The 15442-nt window shown below is 66.7% G+C and carries 15 protein-coding genes; 10 read left to right on the top strand and 5 right to left on the bottom strand.

The window, feature by feature from the left end:
* Positions 1-60 precede the first annotated feature (60 nt).
* Positions 61-3633: an ATP-binding protein gene (locus ABQY74_RS14380; RefSeq protein ID WP_372469894.1), complete on the top strand. Its 3573-nt coding sequence runs from the start codon at positions 61-63 to the stop codon at positions 3631-3633.
* 75 nt (positions 3634-3708) lie between these two features.
* Here ABQY74_RS14380 and mdtD read toward each other — a convergent pair whose 3' ends face one another.
* From mdtD to ABQY74_RS14355, 5 genes are all read right to left on the bottom strand, one after another.
* The gene (mdtD, locus tag ABQY74_RS14375; RefSeq protein ID WP_166768870.1) at positions 3709-5130 is read right to left on the bottom strand and encodes a multidrug transporter subunit MdtD; all 1422 of its coding nucleotides are present in this window, start codon (positions 5128-5130) and stop codon (positions 3709-3711) included.
* 208 nt (positions 5131-5338) lie between these two features.
* A complete protein-coding gene (gene hemE, locus ABQY74_RS14370) occupies positions 5339-6403 on the bottom strand; it encodes a uroporphyrinogen decarboxylase (RefSeq protein ID WP_104623005.1) in 1065 nt (354 codons plus the stop codon).
* A gap of 13 nt (positions 6404-6416) precedes the next feature.
* On the bottom strand, positions 6417-6668 hold the full coding sequence (locus ABQY74_RS14365) for a WGR domain-containing protein (protein WP_006449079.1): 252 nt from the start codon (positions 6666-6668) through the stop codon (positions 6417-6419).
* A 196-nt stretch (positions 6669-6864) separates the two neighbouring features.
* Positions 6865-7977: a 3-dehydroquinate synthase gene (gene aroB, locus ABQY74_RS14360; RefSeq protein ID WP_039813451.1), complete on the bottom strand. Its 1113-nt coding sequence runs from the start codon at positions 7975-7977 to the stop codon at positions 6865-6867.
* The gene (locus ABQY74_RS14355) at positions 7974-8516 is read right to left on the bottom strand and encodes a shikimate kinase (protein WP_102253688.1); all 543 of its coding nucleotides are present in this window, start codon (positions 8514-8516) and stop codon (positions 7974-7976) included. Before ABQY74_RS14355 ends, aroB begins: the two co-directional genes overlap by 4 nt.
* Positions 8517-8857: 341 nt before the next feature.
* On the opposite strand from ABQY74_RS14355, the gene pdxH reads away from it, so the two are divergent.
* The 9 genes from pdxH (at position 8858) to ABQY74_RS14310 (ending at position 15224) form a co-directional block, all read left to right on the top strand.
* Positions 8858-9457, top strand: a complete 600-nt coding sequence (gene pdxH, locus ABQY74_RS14350) for a pyridoxamine 5'-phosphate oxidase (protein ID WP_349791925.1) — start codon at positions 8858-8860, stop codon at positions 9455-9457.
* Positions 9454-9909, top strand: a complete 456-nt coding sequence (gene aac(6'), locus ABQY74_RS14345) for an aminoglycoside 6'-N-acetyltransferase (RefSeq protein ID WP_047124793.1) — start codon at positions 9454-9456, stop codon at positions 9907-9909. Before pdxH ends, aac(6') begins: the two co-directional genes overlap by 4 nt.
* Before the next feature lie 132 nt (positions 9910-10041).
* Positions 10042-10458, top strand: coding sequence for a YjfI family protein (locus tag ABQY74_RS14340; protein WP_005995044.1), 417 nt, complete (start codon positions 10042-10044; stop codon positions 10456-10458).
* A 12-nt stretch (positions 10459-10470) separates the two neighbouring features.
* Positions 10471-11241 carry a PspA/IM30 family protein gene (locus ABQY74_RS14335; RefSeq protein WP_024938711.1) on the top strand — a complete coding sequence of 257 codons (771 nt, stop codon included), beginning with the start codon at positions 10471-10473 and terminating at the stop codon, positions 11239-11241.
* A 25-nt stretch (positions 11242-11266) separates the two neighbouring features.
* On the top strand, positions 11267-12349 hold the full coding sequence (locus ABQY74_RS14330) for an ion channel (protein ID WP_166764690.1): 1083 nt from the start codon (positions 11267-11269) through the stop codon (positions 12347-12349).
* Positions 12346-13023 carry a YjfK family protein gene (locus ABQY74_RS14325; protein ID WP_039519725.1) on the top strand — a complete coding sequence of 226 codons (678 nt, stop codon included), beginning with the start codon at positions 12346-12348 and terminating at the stop codon, positions 13021-13023. Before ABQY74_RS14330 ends, ABQY74_RS14325 begins: the two co-directional genes overlap by 4 nt.
* 37 nt (positions 13024-13060) lie before the next feature.
* The gene (locus ABQY74_RS14320; protein WP_047126964.1) at positions 13061-13465 is read left to right on the top strand and encodes a DUF350 domain-containing protein; all 405 of its coding nucleotides are present in this window, start codon (positions 13061-13063) and stop codon (positions 13463-13465) included.
* Positions 13466-13477: 12 nt separating this feature from the next.
* Positions 13478-14056, top strand: a complete 579-nt coding sequence (locus ABQY74_RS14315; RefSeq protein ID WP_104600227.1) for a DUF1190 domain-containing protein — start codon at positions 13478-13480, stop codon at positions 14054-14056.
* Between the two features lies 1 nt (position 14057).
* The gene (locus tag ABQY74_RS14310; RefSeq protein WP_349791923.1) at positions 14058-15224 is read left to right on the top strand and encodes a glutathionylspermidine synthase family protein; all 1167 of its coding nucleotides are present in this window, start codon (positions 14058-14060) and stop codon (positions 15222-15224) included.
* Positions 15225-15442 lie beyond the last annotated feature (218 nt).

The raw sequence follows: 15442 nt of genomic DNA, 5'->3' as shown, positions 1-15442 counted from the left end.
ACCGCGTGCGGCCCGCACTATGCGGCGACTTGTCGTGAAACCTGTCCAGTGCGCCTTTTTTTGTGTTTTTCCTATTGGTTGATCGCGGCAGTGTCGCTGGGGCTGTGCGCCACGGTGCCACCTGCACGGGCGGCCACGCACGCGCTGCTCACGCCGGTGCCTAGCCAGGTCACGGTCGCCGACGGGCTGCCCTCGGACACCGTCAGTGAGCTTGCCGAAGACCAGCAGGGCTATCTGTGGATCGCCAGCGATGACGGCCTGGCCAGATTCGATGGCCGCAATTACCGCATCTGGCGGATGGAAGAAGGGCTGACCAGCAACGCGATCTGGACCATCTGCGTCGATCGTGACAATCGGGTGTGGATGGGGTTCGAGAACGGCGGGGCCGGTTTTCTGGAGGCCAAGACGCGCACATTCAGGCGGCTGGAAAACCCGCAGTTTCCGGAGCTGCGCGAAATCACGGTGTGGGCGCTGGCAAACACCCCGAACGGCGATGTCTGGCTTGGTACTGCTGCCCACGGGCTATATCGGCGACGTCCCGATGGCAGCATGCAGCGATTTTCCAACGTGCCCAGCGACCCGACCAGCCTGCCGTCCGACAGCGTGATCGGGTTTGAGGTCGCGCCCGACGGAACATTGTGGATCGGGACCCATGGCGGGCTCGCGCGCTGGGACGGTACGCACTTTCAACGGGTGCGGTTGCCTGGAACCACGCAGGCGGTCAATCGCCTGCAAATGGAACACAGCGGCAACACCTTGTGGGTGTCGGATGTGGTCGGCGATGCGTTTCGTGTGGGCGCCGATGGCCAGGCGCGGCCCCAGCCATGGCAGAAAGCCGTGAGCAAGCGGCGGGTCATGGGGGTGTTGCTGCACGATCGCAGCGGGCGCTATTGGCTGGACACCGACAGCGGCCTGGGCCTGTCTACCGCAGGAACCGAGATCAGCAGTGTCCCGGTCTACAGCCTGTCGGCGCACGGCCTGGTCAGGCGCAACTGGATTGCAGCCTACGAAGATCGGGAGGGCGGACTGTGGTTTGCGGCGCTCGAAGGCGGCCTGTGGCACCTGCCTCCCCATTGGGACACCTTTGCGGTACTGGCCCACCACGGCGATGACTCACAGTCACTGGCCAACCCGTCCGTGCTGGCAACGGCGTCTTCGGCTGCGGGCGGTGTGTGGCTGGCTGGTTCGCGGCATGTGCTGGAGTATCTCGATGCGGCAACCGGCCAACTGCAGAAGCATGTGGCTCAGATCGACGCCCGTCCGCCCGACTCCATGCTTGAAAGCCGGCGTGGGTTGGTCTGGATCGGCGTCGAGGGAAAATTGGTCCGGTACGACCCGCAGACCCGACAAGTCAAACGCTGGCAGTTACGTGAGGATGTCGAACCCGATCCGGACGGTGCTGCCGACCGACCGGGCTGGATGGCAGAGGACGCGCAGGGCCGCCTGTGGGTGACGGTGCTGGAATATGGCCTGCAAATCCGCAACCAGGAGGGCCAACTGCTGCGGACCATCGTCAATGGCAGTCATGGGCTGGAGGTGTTGACCATCCTGGACATACGCCTTGGCCCGGATGGTCAGATATGGCTGAGCAATAACGTCGGTCTACGGCGCTGGGACCCCGCTGCCGACCGGTTTGTCCCCGTCGAGGGCACGCCGTCCCTGCCGACCTATCTGTTCCGGCTGGGAGAGGGGGGCGTGGTCTGGACCGGGTTGGCTGGCGAGATCCGGCGGTATCTATGGGATGGAAAGCGGCTCAAGCACCTGGACACGGTCGGAAAGGAGCAGGAGTTTCCGATGGTGGCGCCCAACGGCCTGGTGGTCGATGCCAGGGGTGTGGCCTGGGTGTCCAGTCAACGCGGCCTGATCCGGATCGACCCCGGCAGCAGGCTGGTGCGCGTGTACGGCGTGCACGATGGGCTCCCCAACCAGCAGTTGCTGATCAACACCCTGGTGCAGGCCGGCAGCGGGCGGATAGTTGCTGCATCGCCCGACGGCGTGGTGGTGTTCGACCCGGCCACGATGCGTCCCAGCACGCGCAGGCCGCCGTTGATCATCGAACGCGTGGGCTTGCGGCGCGGGGAGCGTGGTCTGGATATCACCGGACAGGAGCCGCTGACGATGCAGGACGGCGACCGCGATCTGCATATCGTCGCGCGCCTGCTCAGCCTGGCCGATTCCGAATCCAATAGTTACCGCTTTCGTTTGAGTGGCTACGATCCGGACTGGATCGATGTCGGTCCCAGCGGCGAGCGGCAGTTTTCGCGGCTGCCCGCGGGGCATTACACGCTGGAAGTGCAGGGGCGCACCGCCGATGGGATTTGGTCCGCCAGCCAGACGCTACGTTTTCAGGTGCTGCCGCCGTGGTGGCTGGCGCCGTGGGGACTGGTGTTTCTGGGCTTGCTCGCGCTCTGCGTCATCGCCGCGGCGGTGTTGTTGTATCGCCGCCGCCTGCGGCGCTTGAACGCCTGGCAGCTGGCAGTGCATAAGCAGGAGCTGGCCGAGCAGGCGTCGCTGGCCAAAACGCGCTTCCTGGCCACGCTCGGCCACGAGGTGCGTACCCCGATGACCGGCGTGCTGGGCATGAGCGAACTGTTGCTCAAGACTTCGCTGGACAACAAACAGCGCAGTTATACCGAATCGATCCGTCGTGCCGGCGCGCATCTGCTGCGCCTGGTCAACGATGCACTGGACCTGGCGCGGATCGAATCCGGCCGCCTGGAACTGGATCTGGAGCCATTTTCGGTACGCCAGCTGGTGGCCGAGGTGGAAGGCCTGATGGCGCCACTGGCGCAGGAGCGCGGCCTGCGTTTCAGCCTGGAAATCGGCCTGCTTGGCGACATCACCGCCAGCGGCGATGTCACCCGCATCCGCCAGATTCTGCTCAACCTGCTCAGCAACGCGATCAAGTTCACCGAGCGCGGTGTGGTCGGGCTCAAGCTGACCACGCTGGGGTCGTATCAGGGGCTGCGTTTCGAAGTGGCCGATACCGGGCCAGGCATCAACGCCGACCAGAAAGCGCGTCTGTTCCAACGCTTCGAACAGGGCGACGGCGCCAAGACCACTTCGCGCTACGGCGGCAGCGGCCTGGGTCTGGCCATCTGCCAGGAACTGGCGATGGCGATGGGCGGGCATATCGAGGTGATCAGCCGGTTGGGCGCGGGCACGCGCTTCGTGGTCGATCTGCCGCTGCGCTGGGTCGCTTCCAACGCCACGCTCGGTGGCGAGGTGGCGCGCGCCGGGGGCGCGGTCGCCCCGCAGCGCATTCTGCTGGTGGAAGACGACCCCACCATCGCCGAGGTCATCGTTGGCCTGCTGCGTTCGCAAGGGCACTCGGTGGTGCATGCGCCGCACGGGCTGGCCGCGCTGACCGAAGCGGCCGACAACCCTTTCGACCTGGCCTTGCTCGATCTGGATCTGCCCGGGCTGGACGGCTTCGCCCTGGCGCGGCAGTTGCGCGTGTTCGGTTACGACATGCCGCTGGTTGCCGTGACCGCACGCTCGGACGAAGAGGCCGAACCCACCGCGCAGGAAGCCGGATTCGACAGTTTCCTGCGCAAGCCGCTTACCGGCGACATGCTGGCCGACACCATCGCCGAGGCATTGCGGCGCGAACGCCCGCGCGATGAGATCTAGAGCCGTGTGCCGCGGTTGAAATCGCGCACGGCCCTGCGCTGGCGCACGGCGCTGGTCGATGGCGCAGCGGCCGTGTCATTCGGCGACTTCTTCCACCTGCTTAGGATGCGGCCGCGTTTCGGCCAGCTGCCAGAAGATCAGCGTCGACGACAAGGTGATGCCACCGACGCACAAAAAGGTTGCATGGAGCGCTGCCGTGGCGCCGTGGCTGTCGCCCAGATGCGTGTTGAAGGCGGCCAGCAGACTGCCTGCCGCCGCGGCGCCGAAACCGGTTGCCAGCATCATCACCATCGATAGCAGGCTGTTGCCGGGGCTGGCCTGCTCGCGATCGAGGTCGCGCAGGGTCACGGTATTCATGACGGTGAACTGCAGCGAGTTCACCGCGCCAAAGCAGGCCAGCTGCACCAGCCGCAGCCATAGCGGCTGGCCCACATCGATCAAGGCGAAGCTGGCCATCGCCAGGCCCACCAGCACGGTATTGAGCATCAACACGCGGCGATAGCCGAAGCGACCGACCAGCTTCACCGCGGCACGTTTGGCCGCCATGCCGGCCAACGCCACCGGCACCATCATCAGCCCGGCATTCATCGGGCTCATGCCCAGGCCAACCTGCAACAACAGTGGAATCAGGAACGGCATCGAGCCGCTGCCCACCCGCGCAAACAGGTTGCCCAGGATGCCGATGCGATAACTGGCCACCTTGAACAAGGCCAGTGGAAACAACGCCGCCGGCGTGCTGGCCGCATGCAACCAGTAACCCGCCAACGCGGCGAGCCCGCCGATGGCCAGCAGCATGACAAAGGCATGGCGCAGGCCGAGCTCGGAAATGCCGTCCAGCGCCAGCGACAGTGCCACCATGCCGAACGCCAGCATCAGATAGCCGATCAGATCGAAGCGCTGGCGTGCATCGCCGTAGTGGTCGGGCATGATCTTCAGCGCGGCGATGAACCCGATCACGCCGATCGGCAGGTTGATCAGGAACACCCAGTGCCACGAGGCGACTTCCACCAGGTAGCCACCCAGCGTGGGGCCGATGAGTGGGCCGATCAAAGCGGGAATCGCGATGAAGCTCATCGCGCGCAGGAAGTCGGCGCGCGCCACGGTCTTGAGCACCGCCAGCCGTCCCACCGGCAGCAGCATCGCCCCGCCAATGCCCTGCACCACGCGCGCCGCCACCAGCTGCGGCAGCTGCTGCGCGGCGGCGCACAGCAGCGAGCCCAACGTGAACACGATGATCGCCGCCAGGAAGGTGCGCCGGGTGCCGAAGCGGTCCGCAATCCAGCCCGATGCAGGAATGAACATCGCCACCGCCAACGCATAACTGAAGACCACCGACTGCATCTGCAGCGGGCTTTCGTGCAGGCTGCGCGCCATCGACGGCAACGCCGTATTGACGATGGTCGCATCCAGCATCTGCATGAAGATCGCCAGCGACACCAGCCACAGCAGCGGCTTGATGGTGTCATAGGCACGCAAGACAGGAACGGGCTGGGACATGGCGACCACTGTCGAGGAGACAGGGCATTATCCCCACGCCGATGTGCAGGAACTCAGAAAAACGTGCGCATTCGCGGCCCAGGGTTCAAGGCGTGTCCTGCGATCAGTCCATCACATCATGCAGGATGGACCATCGCCTCGCACCGCGCGTCATGCCGGATCTAGCGGCGACCAACTGCGCATCACGCGCGGCTGGTCACGTGGCGCATTAGCGCTTGCTCAGCGTCTGCACCGCTTCCACCAGCACGCCCACATGTTCCGGATTCATGTCGGGCGACATGCCGTGGCCGAGGTTGAAGACATGGCCTTCGCGCGAGCCGCCATTGCCCTGGGCGTAGCTATCCAGGGTCTTGCCGACTTCGGCGCGGATCGCCTCGGGCGAGCCGTACAGGGTGGCCGGGTCCAGGTTGCCTTGCAGGGCGACGCGGCCGCCGGCGCGCTGGGCGGCGTCGGCCAGCGCGATGGTCCAGTCCACGCCTACCGCTTCGGCGCCGCTGGCGGCCAGCTCGCTCACGTAGGCCCCATTGCCCTTGCCGAACAACACCAGCGGGGTGCGCTCGGCGCCGTCGCCGCGTTCCAGCTCGCGCGCGATGCGGGTGAGGTAGGGCAGCGAGAATTCGCGGTACATCGCCGGCGACAACACGCCGCCCCAGGTGTCGAACACCTGCAGCGCCTGTGCACCGGCCGCGCGCTGCGCGGACAGGTAGGCGATCACCGCATCGGTGACGGTGCCGAGCAGGTGATGCAGCACCTCCGGCGCGTTGAACGCCATGGCCTTGATGCGCGCGTATTCCTTGCTGCCGCCGCCTTCGATCATGTAGCAGGCCAGCGTCCACGGGCTGCCGGAGAAGCCGATCAGCGGCACCGCGCCATCCAGCTCACGGCGAATCAGGCGCACCGCATCCATCACGTAACGCAGCTCGGTTTCCATGTCCGGCACGCCCAGCCGATGGATCGCGTCGGCATCGCGCACCGGGTGGCGGAACTTGGGGCCTTCGCCTTCGACGAAATACAGCTCCAGGCCCATCGCATCGGGAATGGTCAGGATGTCGGAGAACAGGATCGCCGCGTCCAGCGGAAAGCGTTGCAGCGGCTGCAGCGTCACTTCGCAGGCGATCTCGGGATTCTTGGCCATGCCGAGGAAGCTGCCGGCGCGCGCGCGGGTGGCGCGGTATTCCGGCAGATAGCGGCCGGCCTGGCGCATCAGCCACACGGGGGTGCGGTCCACGGGCTGACGGTTCAGGGCGCGCAGCAGGCGATCGTTCTTGAGCATGGGAGGTGTGTCCTCAGCGCGGCGCGTCGGCGCCGCCGGTGATGAGTTGGAAGCCGCGTTTGAGGTGGGTGTCGCGCGCCTTGTCGAAGGCCCGGTCCGCTTCGTCCTGCAGCAGGTATTGGTCGCGTCGCAACTGCGAGCGTCCACCGATCTCGCCGCTTTCACGCAGCAGCTCCCAGCCGCCGAACAGATCCGGTTGCAGGGTCAGCTGGACGTAGCGGAGCGGCGCGTTGCCGCCAGGATCGTGTTGCAAGTGGATGCGCATGACGCCGATTGTAGCCGGGCGGTGCTGAAGGCTGGGGGCAATGGGCACGCCGGGTTGCTCCGCTTGCGAAGGGAGCGTCGGCATGCAGGGATCGCGTAGGAGCGCACCTGGGCGCGATGGGGATTTACCGGCAAGGCCCTGTCGCGCCCGGGGGCGCTCCTGCGAATGCGCCGGAGACAGTGAGTGATGGCGTTGCTCAGCCCGCCAGGATCTCCAGCACTGCCGCCTCGTCGACGTCGGGTACCACCTCGGCCTTGCCGATGCCGCGCCACAAGACCAGCCGCAGGCGGCCGGCGATGTTCTTCTTGTCCAGCCGCATGCGCCCCAGCAGGGCCTGCGGCGACAGGCCGGGCGGAATGTCGGTGGGCAGGTCGAAATCATGCAGCAGCGCGCGCAACGCTTCGGTGTCCTGCGCATCGCTCATGCCCAGCGCGGCCGACAGCCGCGCGGCCAGCACCATGCCCACCGCGACCGCTTCGCCATGGTTGAGGTTGTCGTTGCCGGGCGCGCCGTAGCCCTGTTCGGTCTCGATCGCATGGCCGAAGGTATGGCCCAGGTTGAGCAGGGCACGCTCGCCCTTTTCCAGCGGGTCGCGCGCCACGATGTCGGCCTTGTGCTCGCAGCTGCGCGCGATCGCCTGCGCCAGCGCGTCTGCATCACCCTCCAGCAGCGCCCGGCGTTCGGCATGCAGCCATTGGAAGAACAGCGGGTCGCGGATGGCGCCGTACTTGATCACCTCGGCCAGCCCGGCGCGCAGCTCGCGCGCGGGCAGGGTGTGCAAGGTGTCGGTATCGGCGATCACTGCGCGTGGCGGATGGAACGCGCCGACCAGGTTCTTGCCCTGCGGGATGTCCACCGCGGTCTTGCCGCCGACCGAGGAATCCACCATCGCCAGCAGGCTGGTGGGTAGTTGCACGCAGTCCACCCCGCGCATCCAGCAGGCCGCCGCGAACCCGGCCAGATCGCCGACCACGCCGCCGCCAAGCGCGAACACGCAGGCGTCGCGGGTGGCGCCCAGCTCGGCCAATGCCGCGATCGCGGCGCCGAAATTGTCCAGCGTCTTGGAGGCTTCGCCGGCGGCGATCACCAGCTCGCCCAGTTGCAGGTCCGGGCGCGCCTGCAGCAGCGCCTTGCGCACGCCGGCGGCGTACTGCGGGGCCACCTGCGAGTCGCTGAGCAGCAATACGTGGCGGCCGCGCACATGGCTGGCCAGGCGTGCGCCGTCGGCCAGCAGGCCGGGCGCAATGGTGATGGTGTACGGCTGCGCACCGTCGACATCGACGCTGCGCGAGGAACGGGGAAGTGTCATGCGGGGGTACTCGACATGCGCCATTGCGCGGCCAGGCGCAGCACCAGCTGCGCGGTGGCCTCGGCGGGGGAGAAGTGATCGGTTTCCAGGCTGAGGTCGGCGACCTCCTGGTACAGCGGGGTGCGCTGCGCGGCCATCGCGTGCAGCACCTGCTCGCGGTCGGCGCGTTGCAACAGCGGCCGGTTGCGGTCGCGCGCCAGCCGGGTCAGCTGGGCCGGCACGCTGACGTGCAGGTACACCACGAAGCCGCGCTCGCGGATGCGCTGGCGGTTGAGCGGATCCAGCACCGCGCCACCGCCGGTGGAAATCAGCTTGTTGTCCTGCTCCAGCAGCGTCTGCAGGGTCTGGACCTCGTGCTGCCGGAACCGCGCTTCGCCGTGCTGTTCGAAAATGGCCGGGATGCTGCTGCCGACCTGCTCGACGATGGCCTGGTCCACATCGACGAACTCCAGCCCGAAGCGCTCGGCCAGGCGGCGGCCGATGCAGCTTTTTCCGGCGCCCATCGGGCCGACCATCACGAGATTGGGAGCGGGGTTCATGCGCAGGGATCGTAGCATTCGGGCCCGCGCACCGGGCCGATCCGCATGGATTGAAACCATTCGTGCACGGCGCCCGTCGTCTGCGCGCTGCGGCATCGACATCCACGCTGCGCGGACAACGGCCGCGGCGGCAACTGAAGATGGAACGTCCGCACGCAACCCGTGGCGAATGCCTGGCAGCCAGCGTCAGTGACGCGAAGACGCCCCCGATACGCGCGACCTGCTTTTCAGGCATCAGCCGCAGGTCCTGGCAGCGGTGCGGGCCTGTCGACCGCCGCGCGTAGGCGAAGCAGGCCCGATGCGCCCACAATAGGCGTCAATCTTGCTGCCCTCGCACCGTCATGACCGATCTGTACGCAGAAGCCCTTGGCACCTTTACCGCGCTGTACGCCGAAGCGCAGGCCGGCGCCGAACTCGAAGCCAGCGCAATGACCGTGGCCACCGCCAACGTGGACGGCCGGCCGAGCGCGCGCACCGTGCTGCTCAAGGCCTTCGATGCGCGCGGGTTCGTGTTCTACACCCACCTGGACAGTGCGAAGGGCCGCGACCTGCAGACCCATCCGCAGGCCGCCCTGCTGTTCCTGTGGCGCAGCCTGCGCGAGGCCGGCATCCAGGTGCGCATCGAAGGCGGCGTGCAACTGGTCGGCGCGGAGGAATCGGATGCCTACTTCGCGTCGCGCCCGCGCATGAGCCAGATCGGCGCCTGGGCCTCGCTGCAGTCGCAGACGCTGGGCTCGCGTGAGGAGTTCGACGCGGCCATCGCCAAGGTCGAAGCCACCTTCGAAGGCCGCGAGGTGCCGCGCCCGGAGGGCTGGGGCGGGTTCCGGGTGGTGCCGCAGGCGTTCGAGTTCTGGTACGGCGCCAAGTTCCGCCTGCACGAGCGCTGGCGTTACGAGGCCGATGCGGCCAGCCACTGGAGCAAGCGGATGCTGTATCCGTGAGCACGCAGGCCGGCTGGCGGGTGCGCACGGCGGTGGGCGCCGATGCGCAGGCCTTGCTGGCCCTGCGCCTGGCCTTGTGGCCCGATGCCGACGATAGCGTCGCCGAGCTGCAGGCCGCGCTGGCGCAGGTAGACGCCAGCCACCTGCTGGTGGTGGACGACGCAGATGCGGCGCTGGGGTTTGCCGAGGTGTCGGTGCGCCACGACTACGTCAATGGCACCGAGAGCACGCCGGTGGGCTTTCTGGAAGGCTGGTATGTGAGTCCGGCCTGGCGCGGCCGCGGGCTCGGTCGCGCGCTGGTGGCCGCGGCAGTGGAGTGGACGCGGGAGCAGGGCTGCGCGGAGCTGGCCTCCGATGCGCGGCTGGACGACAGCGGCGCCCAGGCAGCGCATGCGGCATGCGGCTTCGAGCCAACTGAACGGGTGGTCTACTACCGCCTGCAGCTGGCCTGACCGGCTGACTTCCGGCCCTTTCTGCCGGTCGCGGACAGTCTGTAGTATGTCCGCCCATTGCACGGCTGCTGCTGCATCACCGCAGCGGCATCTGCATCACCACCGCTGCATGACCAAAGGACAGGACATCGTATGACGCAGTACACCACTGTCGAATTGCACGGCCTGCTGGCCGAGCGCTACCGCGACCAGCCGATCGAGGTCGAACTGATCGACGGGCTGGAGCCGGCCATCAACCTCACCCTGGCCGACCACGGCGACATGCAGATCCAGGTCGCCGCCTCCGGCTCGCAGGTGTTCGTTTCCACGCTGCTGGCCAATGCCGACCAGGTCAGCGACCGCGCGGCGTTCAACGACGCCTGCCTGCGGCTCAACCCACTCAATCCCTTGTCCAACCTGGGCCTGGTGCAGGTCGACGGCAAGGATAGCTATGTGGTCTTCGGCGAACTGTCGGCGTCGTCCACGCTCGACCAGATCGACGAGGAAATCCAGACCCTGGCGGCCAATACGCTGGATGCCGCCGAATCTCTCAAGCCGTTCTTTTCCTAAAGGCGTGTTGTCATGAGTATCTTTTCAAAGCTGATCACGCTGCTGCGTGGCACTGCACACGAAACCGGCCAGAAGGCGGTCGACGCCAACGCGCTGCGCATCCTGGACCAGGAAATGCGCGATGCCGGCGCCCAGCTCACGCGCTCGCGCGAAGAGCTGACCAAGCTGATGGCGCAGAGCAAGCTCGCCCAGCAGAAGATCGACGCGCGCGCCGGCAAGATGGCCGAATACACGCGTTATATCGAAGGTGCGCTGGCCAAGAACGACGAGGCACTGGCGCACGACGTGGCGGTAAAGCTAGCGGCGCTGGAAAGCGAGGACGCCGGCGACAAAGCCTCCAAGAGCTCGCTGGACCAGTCGGTGGTGACGCTCAAGGCCACCATCCAGAAGACCGAGAACCAGCTGCGCGGCATGCGCCAGCAGATCGACACCGTCAAGGCCACCGATGCGGTGCAGAAGGCACAGGCAGCGATTGCCGCGCGCCATTCCGGTGCCAGCAGCAAGATGGGCTCGGCACTGGAATCGCTGGAGCGAATCAAGGCGCGTCAGGCCGAGACCTCCGCACGCATCGAATCGGCCGAAGAGCTGGAGGCAGCCAGTGGCGACGGCGATCTGAATCGGCGTCTGGCTGCGGCCGGCCTGATGGAAGGCGAGTCCAACGCCGCCGCAGTGCTGGCACGCTTCAAGAAGCCGGCCCAGCTCGGCCACGATACCGCCGGCGGCAGCGCGCCGCTGATCGGCCAGGTGCGCGACGTGCAGCAGGTTCCGCGCAGCGACAGCTGATCCGCCGCACGGCACAGGACGCGCCATGATCATCGTCGGAAAGCTGTTGCGGATAGTGCGGCGCCACGTGCGCCGCGTCAGCTGGGGCATGGTGGCGCTGGCATTGCTGGCGCACATGGGGCTGAGCTGGGTGTTGCTGCTGCTGGCCGGCGAGCAAAAGCTCGTTGGCCTGGACGCGTTTCCGTACTACTACATGACCACCGCCACCACCATCGGCTACGGCGACCTGTCGCCGGGTTCGGTGGCCGGGCGCTATATCGCCGCGTTCGTGCTGATGCCGGGCGCGGTGGCGCTGTTCGCCACGGTGCTGGCCAAGACCAGCGGCGTGCTCATCACCTTCTGGAGGCGCCACCACATGGGCAAGATGGCTTACGCCGATCTGCGCGGGCACACCATCCTGATCGGCTGGCAGGGCGCCGCGTCCACACGCTTGCTGGAACTGTTGCTGTCCGATACCGCTACCGACGACGAAGGCGTGGTGCTGATCGCCGAGGGCGTGGCCGAGAACCCGATGCCCGACCATATGCGCTTCATCGCCGCCGAGTCCTACACGCATACCGAGGTCTACCTGCGTGCCGGCATCGCCGGTGCGGCGCGGGTGATCGTCAACCCGCCCTCGGACGACCAGACCCTGGCGGCGGTGTTCGCGCTGATGGCGCATGCGCCGCGTGCGCACGTCGTGGCGCACTTCGACTCGGGCAGCGCCGCGCGGCTGGTCAATTGCCACTATCCGGCGATCGAATGCACGCGGCCGATGACCGCCGAGATCCTGGCCCGCGCGGCGCAGGATCCGGGCAGCGCGGCGATCACGGCCGAACTGCTGTCGGTGGACGATGGCCCGACCCAGTTCAGCCTGGCGGTTCCTGCCGATGTCGACCCGCTGGATTACCGCATGCTGGCCGCCGATTTCGGCCAGCGCGGCGCCTTGCTGCTGGGCCTGCGCGCGCCCGATGGCGCGCTGCGCTTGAACCCGCCCGCACACACCGCTGTCCCGGCCGGTGCCATGCTGTATTACCTGGCCGAACAGCGCGTGCCCGTGTCTGCCATCGCCTGGCAGGCCCTGCGCGCTGCGGCCGTGTCCCATTCCCCATCGCCACAAGGTGCATGACGATGAGTTTTTTCAGCAAGTTGTTCGGTCAACCACAGCCGCCGCCGTTGCCCACCTCCGGCACTGGCGCCATCGGTCACGCGCTGCCGCTGGGCTTGCGCGTGGGTGGGCAGCTGGAGATCGATACCACGTTGTACCGCATGGCACCGGAGGCCATGACCGCCGAGTTGCCGGGCGGGCATCAAGGCATTCCGTGCTACGGCCACGTCAATCTGGGTGATGGCTATGCCCTGCATCGGTTCTATCTGGACGATGATGCGTTTTTGCAGGTCACCACGGTTGGCGGCGATCTGGAGGCGATGAAGGCCTTCGTGTATTGCGAGACGGTCAATCCGCCCAGCAAGCAGGCGTTTCAGGAGTTCGTGATGCAGCATCCGCATCTGGGTGCGGCGCAGATCGAGTACGCCGGCAAGCGCTGGCAACGCGCCACGCAGTCCACCGATGGTGCCGCGCGCATCCCGCCGATCGCCTACGACGAGGTGCTGTACCGCTATCAGCCGCCGCGCCGCGATGGCGATCTGACCCACTACGCCATGCTCTACAGCCGCGATGTACCGGAGCTGCAGCGCGAGGAATTCCTGCTGGTCACCGGCGAGGATTCCGGCCCCAACGAGTTCTGCGTCACCTATGCGGTCGGCATCGATGTCACCGTCGCCGATCTGGATATCACCTGAGCGTGCGCGCTCGTCCTCCACTTACCCTGGTCCTGTCATGAACCCGATCAACCTGCAGAGTTTTCTCGCGTTTCTTTCCTACTTCGGCACCGGCCTGGGCGTGTTGATCGTGGCGGTGGTGCTGGTGACCCTGGTCACCCCGCATAAGGATTTCACCCTGCTGCGGCAGGGCAACGTGGCTGCGGCCACCGCCTTGGCCGGCAACCTGATCGGTGTGGCATTGCCGCTGCATTCGGCCATCACCCATTCGGTGAGCCTGGTCGATGCGCTGATCTGGGGCGCGGTCGCCTGCGGCATCCAGATCGTGGCGTATCTGCTGGCCAATTTGGTGGCCGGGCGCATCTCGCGGCAGATCACCGACAACGTCACCGCCGCCGGCATCTTTTCGGCCGGCGTGTCGATCGCGGTCGGGCTGATCAATGCCGCGGCGATCACGCCGTAACGGAGCGCAGGCATGAAGCGATCACGCAATCTCAAGCTCACCTTGATGGCCGCCTTGCCGGCCGCCCTCGTCACCGGTTGTGGTTCTGAACCAGAGACAGGTGTGGTGCTGCAGTCGGCCTCCGACTGCTACCAGATCAAGCAGGAACAGACCGACATCCAGCAATGCCTCAAGGCCTATGACGAGGCGGTGGCCAAGCATCAGCAGGCCGCACCGCGCTTCACGTCGCGCTACGAGTGCGATGCGCAGTTCGGCAGCTGCACCGAGGTTCCGGGCCAGAGTCAGGGCCAGCACAGCTGGATTCCGCCGATGGGCGGGTTCCTGCTCGGCTATGCGCTGGGCAACATGAGCGGTGGCGGCGGCTATCGCTATGGCGGCGCGATGCCGCTGTATCGCGATTACCGCAGCGGCGGTTACTACAAACCCAACGGCGATCTGGCCAGCAACCGCATCGGTACCGTGCGCGGGCGCAGTGGTTCGGTCGACATGCCGTCGCGTGCGATCACCGTCTCGCGTTCGGGTTTCGGCTCCAGTGCGGCGGCGCGTAGTTCGTTCGGCAGCGGCGGGCGCAGCTCCGGATACGGCGGCTGACATGCACCGGATCGCAATTGCAGAACGTGCCGATTGGCGCGAACAGGCCGAGTCGCTCGGCTTCCATTTCCACACCATCGACGGCGAACCGTATTGGGACGAAAGCGCGTATTACGCGTTCTCGCTGCGCCAGATCGAGGACGACATCGAGGCACCCACCCAGGACCTGCACGATATGGCGATGCAGTTGGTGGACGAGGTGGTGGGCTCGGAACAACTGATGACGCAGCTGGCGATCCCGCCGTTCTACTGGGACTGGATCGCCAACTCGTGGAAGAACCGCGACCCGCATCTGTACGGCCGCATGGACCTGGCCTATGCCGGCAACGGCCCGGCCAAGCTGTATGAGCTCAACTACGACACGCCGACCTCGCTGTACGAATCGGCGTATTTCCAGTGGCTTTGGCTGGAACAGCAGATCGCCGCCGGTGCGCTGCCCAAGGGCACCGATCAGTACAACCTGATCCAGGACCTGCTGTGCGAAACCCTGGGCGCGCTGGCGGTGGATGGCGCGATCGGCGCGCAGATGCATTTCTCCGCGGTGCGCGATTCGCTGGAAGACCGCGCCACGGTGCGCTACCTGCGCGACTGCGCGCATCAGGTGGGCATCAGCACCGAGGAAGTGGCCATCGAAGACATCGGCCTGAGCGCCGATGGCTGGTTTACCGATGAGCAGGACCGGGTGATCCATACCCTGTTCAAGCTCTACCCGCTGGAATTCATGATGGAAGAGCGCTTCGGCCCGGCGTTGTGCGCCAACCGCGTGCGCCTGATCGAGCCGGCGTGGAAATCGGTGCTGAGCAACAAGGGCATCCTGCCGCTGTTGTGGGAGCGGCATCAGGGCCATCCCAACCTGCTGCCGGCGCGCTTTGCGCAAACCGGCGAAGCACCGACGGCAGGCTGGGTACGCAAGCCACTGCTGTCGCGCGAGGGTGCCAATATTTCCCTGGTCAGTGCACAGGGCGACGCTGCGCAGACCGATGGCCCGTATGTGGACGGGCCGGCGATCCTGCAGGCGCATCATCCATTGCCGGTGTTCGATGGCCGGCACGCGCTGGTCGGCAGTTGGGTGGTGGCCGATCGTCCGGCCGGGCTGGGCATGCGCGACGACGATGGCCCGATCACCCGCGACACCTCGCGCTTCGTGCCGCATGTGATCGTGAACTGATGCAGCAGTGGGTGAGGCAGTGCCGCTGCGACGCGGCGCTGCCGTGTGGCGCGATCTCCCTTGCATGTGGTCGTGAGTAAGGCGCTGCTTCCGCATGGCCGGCTTGTACACAACGGCCGCGCTGCATGAGGCAGCTGTCGTCCCGTATCGCCTGACACACGCTGCAGTGGCGCGCAAGCCCTGCGCTGCCTGCCGCGCAGCGCAGGTTTTCCACACCC

Source organism: Xanthomonas sp. WHRI 7064 (assembly GCF_040202355.2).
In the GTDB taxonomy this organism is placed as follows: domain Bacteria; phylum Pseudomonadota; class Gammaproteobacteria; order Xanthomonadales; family Xanthomonadaceae; genus Xanthomonas; species Xanthomonas arboricola.
The sequence above is the reverse complement of the archived record's forward strand: the minus strand, read 5'-3'. Positions and strand labels throughout refer to the sequence as shown.

Excerpts from the sequence above, each read along its gene's own strand:
- ABQY74_RS14335 (WP_024938711.1), top strand. The coding sequence starts at position 10,471 with ATGAGTATCTTTTCAAAGCTGATCACGCTGCTGCGTGGCACTGCACAC.
- ABQY74_RS14340 (WP_005995044.1), top strand. The coding sequence starts at position 10,042 with ATGACGCAGTACACCACTGTCGAATTGCACGGCCTGCTGGCCGAGCGC.
- ABQY74_RS14320 (WP_047126964.1), top strand. The coding sequence starts at position 13,061 with ATGAACCCGATCAACCTGCAGAGTTTTCTCGCGTTTCTTTCCTACTTC.
- hemE (WP_104623005.1), bottom strand. The coding sequence starts at position 6,403 with ATGCTCAAGAACGATCGCCTGCTGCGCGCCCTGAACCGTCAGCCCGTG.
- ABQY74_RS14330 (WP_166764690.1), top strand. The coding sequence starts at position 11,267 with ATGATCATCGTCGGAAAGCTGTTGCGGATAGTGCGGCGCCACGTGCGC.
- ABQY74_RS14365 (WP_006449079.1), bottom strand. The coding sequence starts at position 6,668 with ATGCGCATCCACTTGCAACACGATCCTGGCGGCAACGCGCCGCTCCGC.
- ABQY74_RS14310 (WP_349791923.1), top strand. The coding sequence starts at position 14,058 with ATGCACCGGATCGCAATTGCAGAACGTGCCGATTGGCGCGAACAGGCC.
- mdtD (WP_166768870.1), bottom strand. The coding sequence starts at position 5,130 with ATGTCCCAGCCCGTTCCTGTCTTGCGTGCCTATGACACCATCAAGCCG.
- aroB (WP_039813451.1), bottom strand. The coding sequence starts at position 7,977 with ATGACACTTCCCCGTTCCTCGCGCAGCGTCGATGTCGACGGTGCGCAG.
- ABQY74_RS14355 (WP_102253688.1), bottom strand. The coding sequence starts at position 8,516 with ATGAACCCCGCTCCCAATCTCGTGATGGTCGGCCCGATGGGCGCCGGA.
- pdxH (WP_349791925.1), top strand. The coding sequence starts at position 8,858 with ATGACCGATCTGTACGCAGAAGCCCTTGGCACCTTTACCGCGCTGTAC.
- ABQY74_RS14315 (WP_104600227.1), top strand. The coding sequence starts at position 13,478 with ATGAAGCGATCACGCAATCTCAAGCTCACCTTGATGGCCGCCTTGCCG.
- ABQY74_RS14325 (WP_039519725.1), top strand. The coding sequence starts at position 12,346 with ATGACGATGAGTTTTTTCAGCAAGTTGTTCGGTCAACCACAGCCGCCG.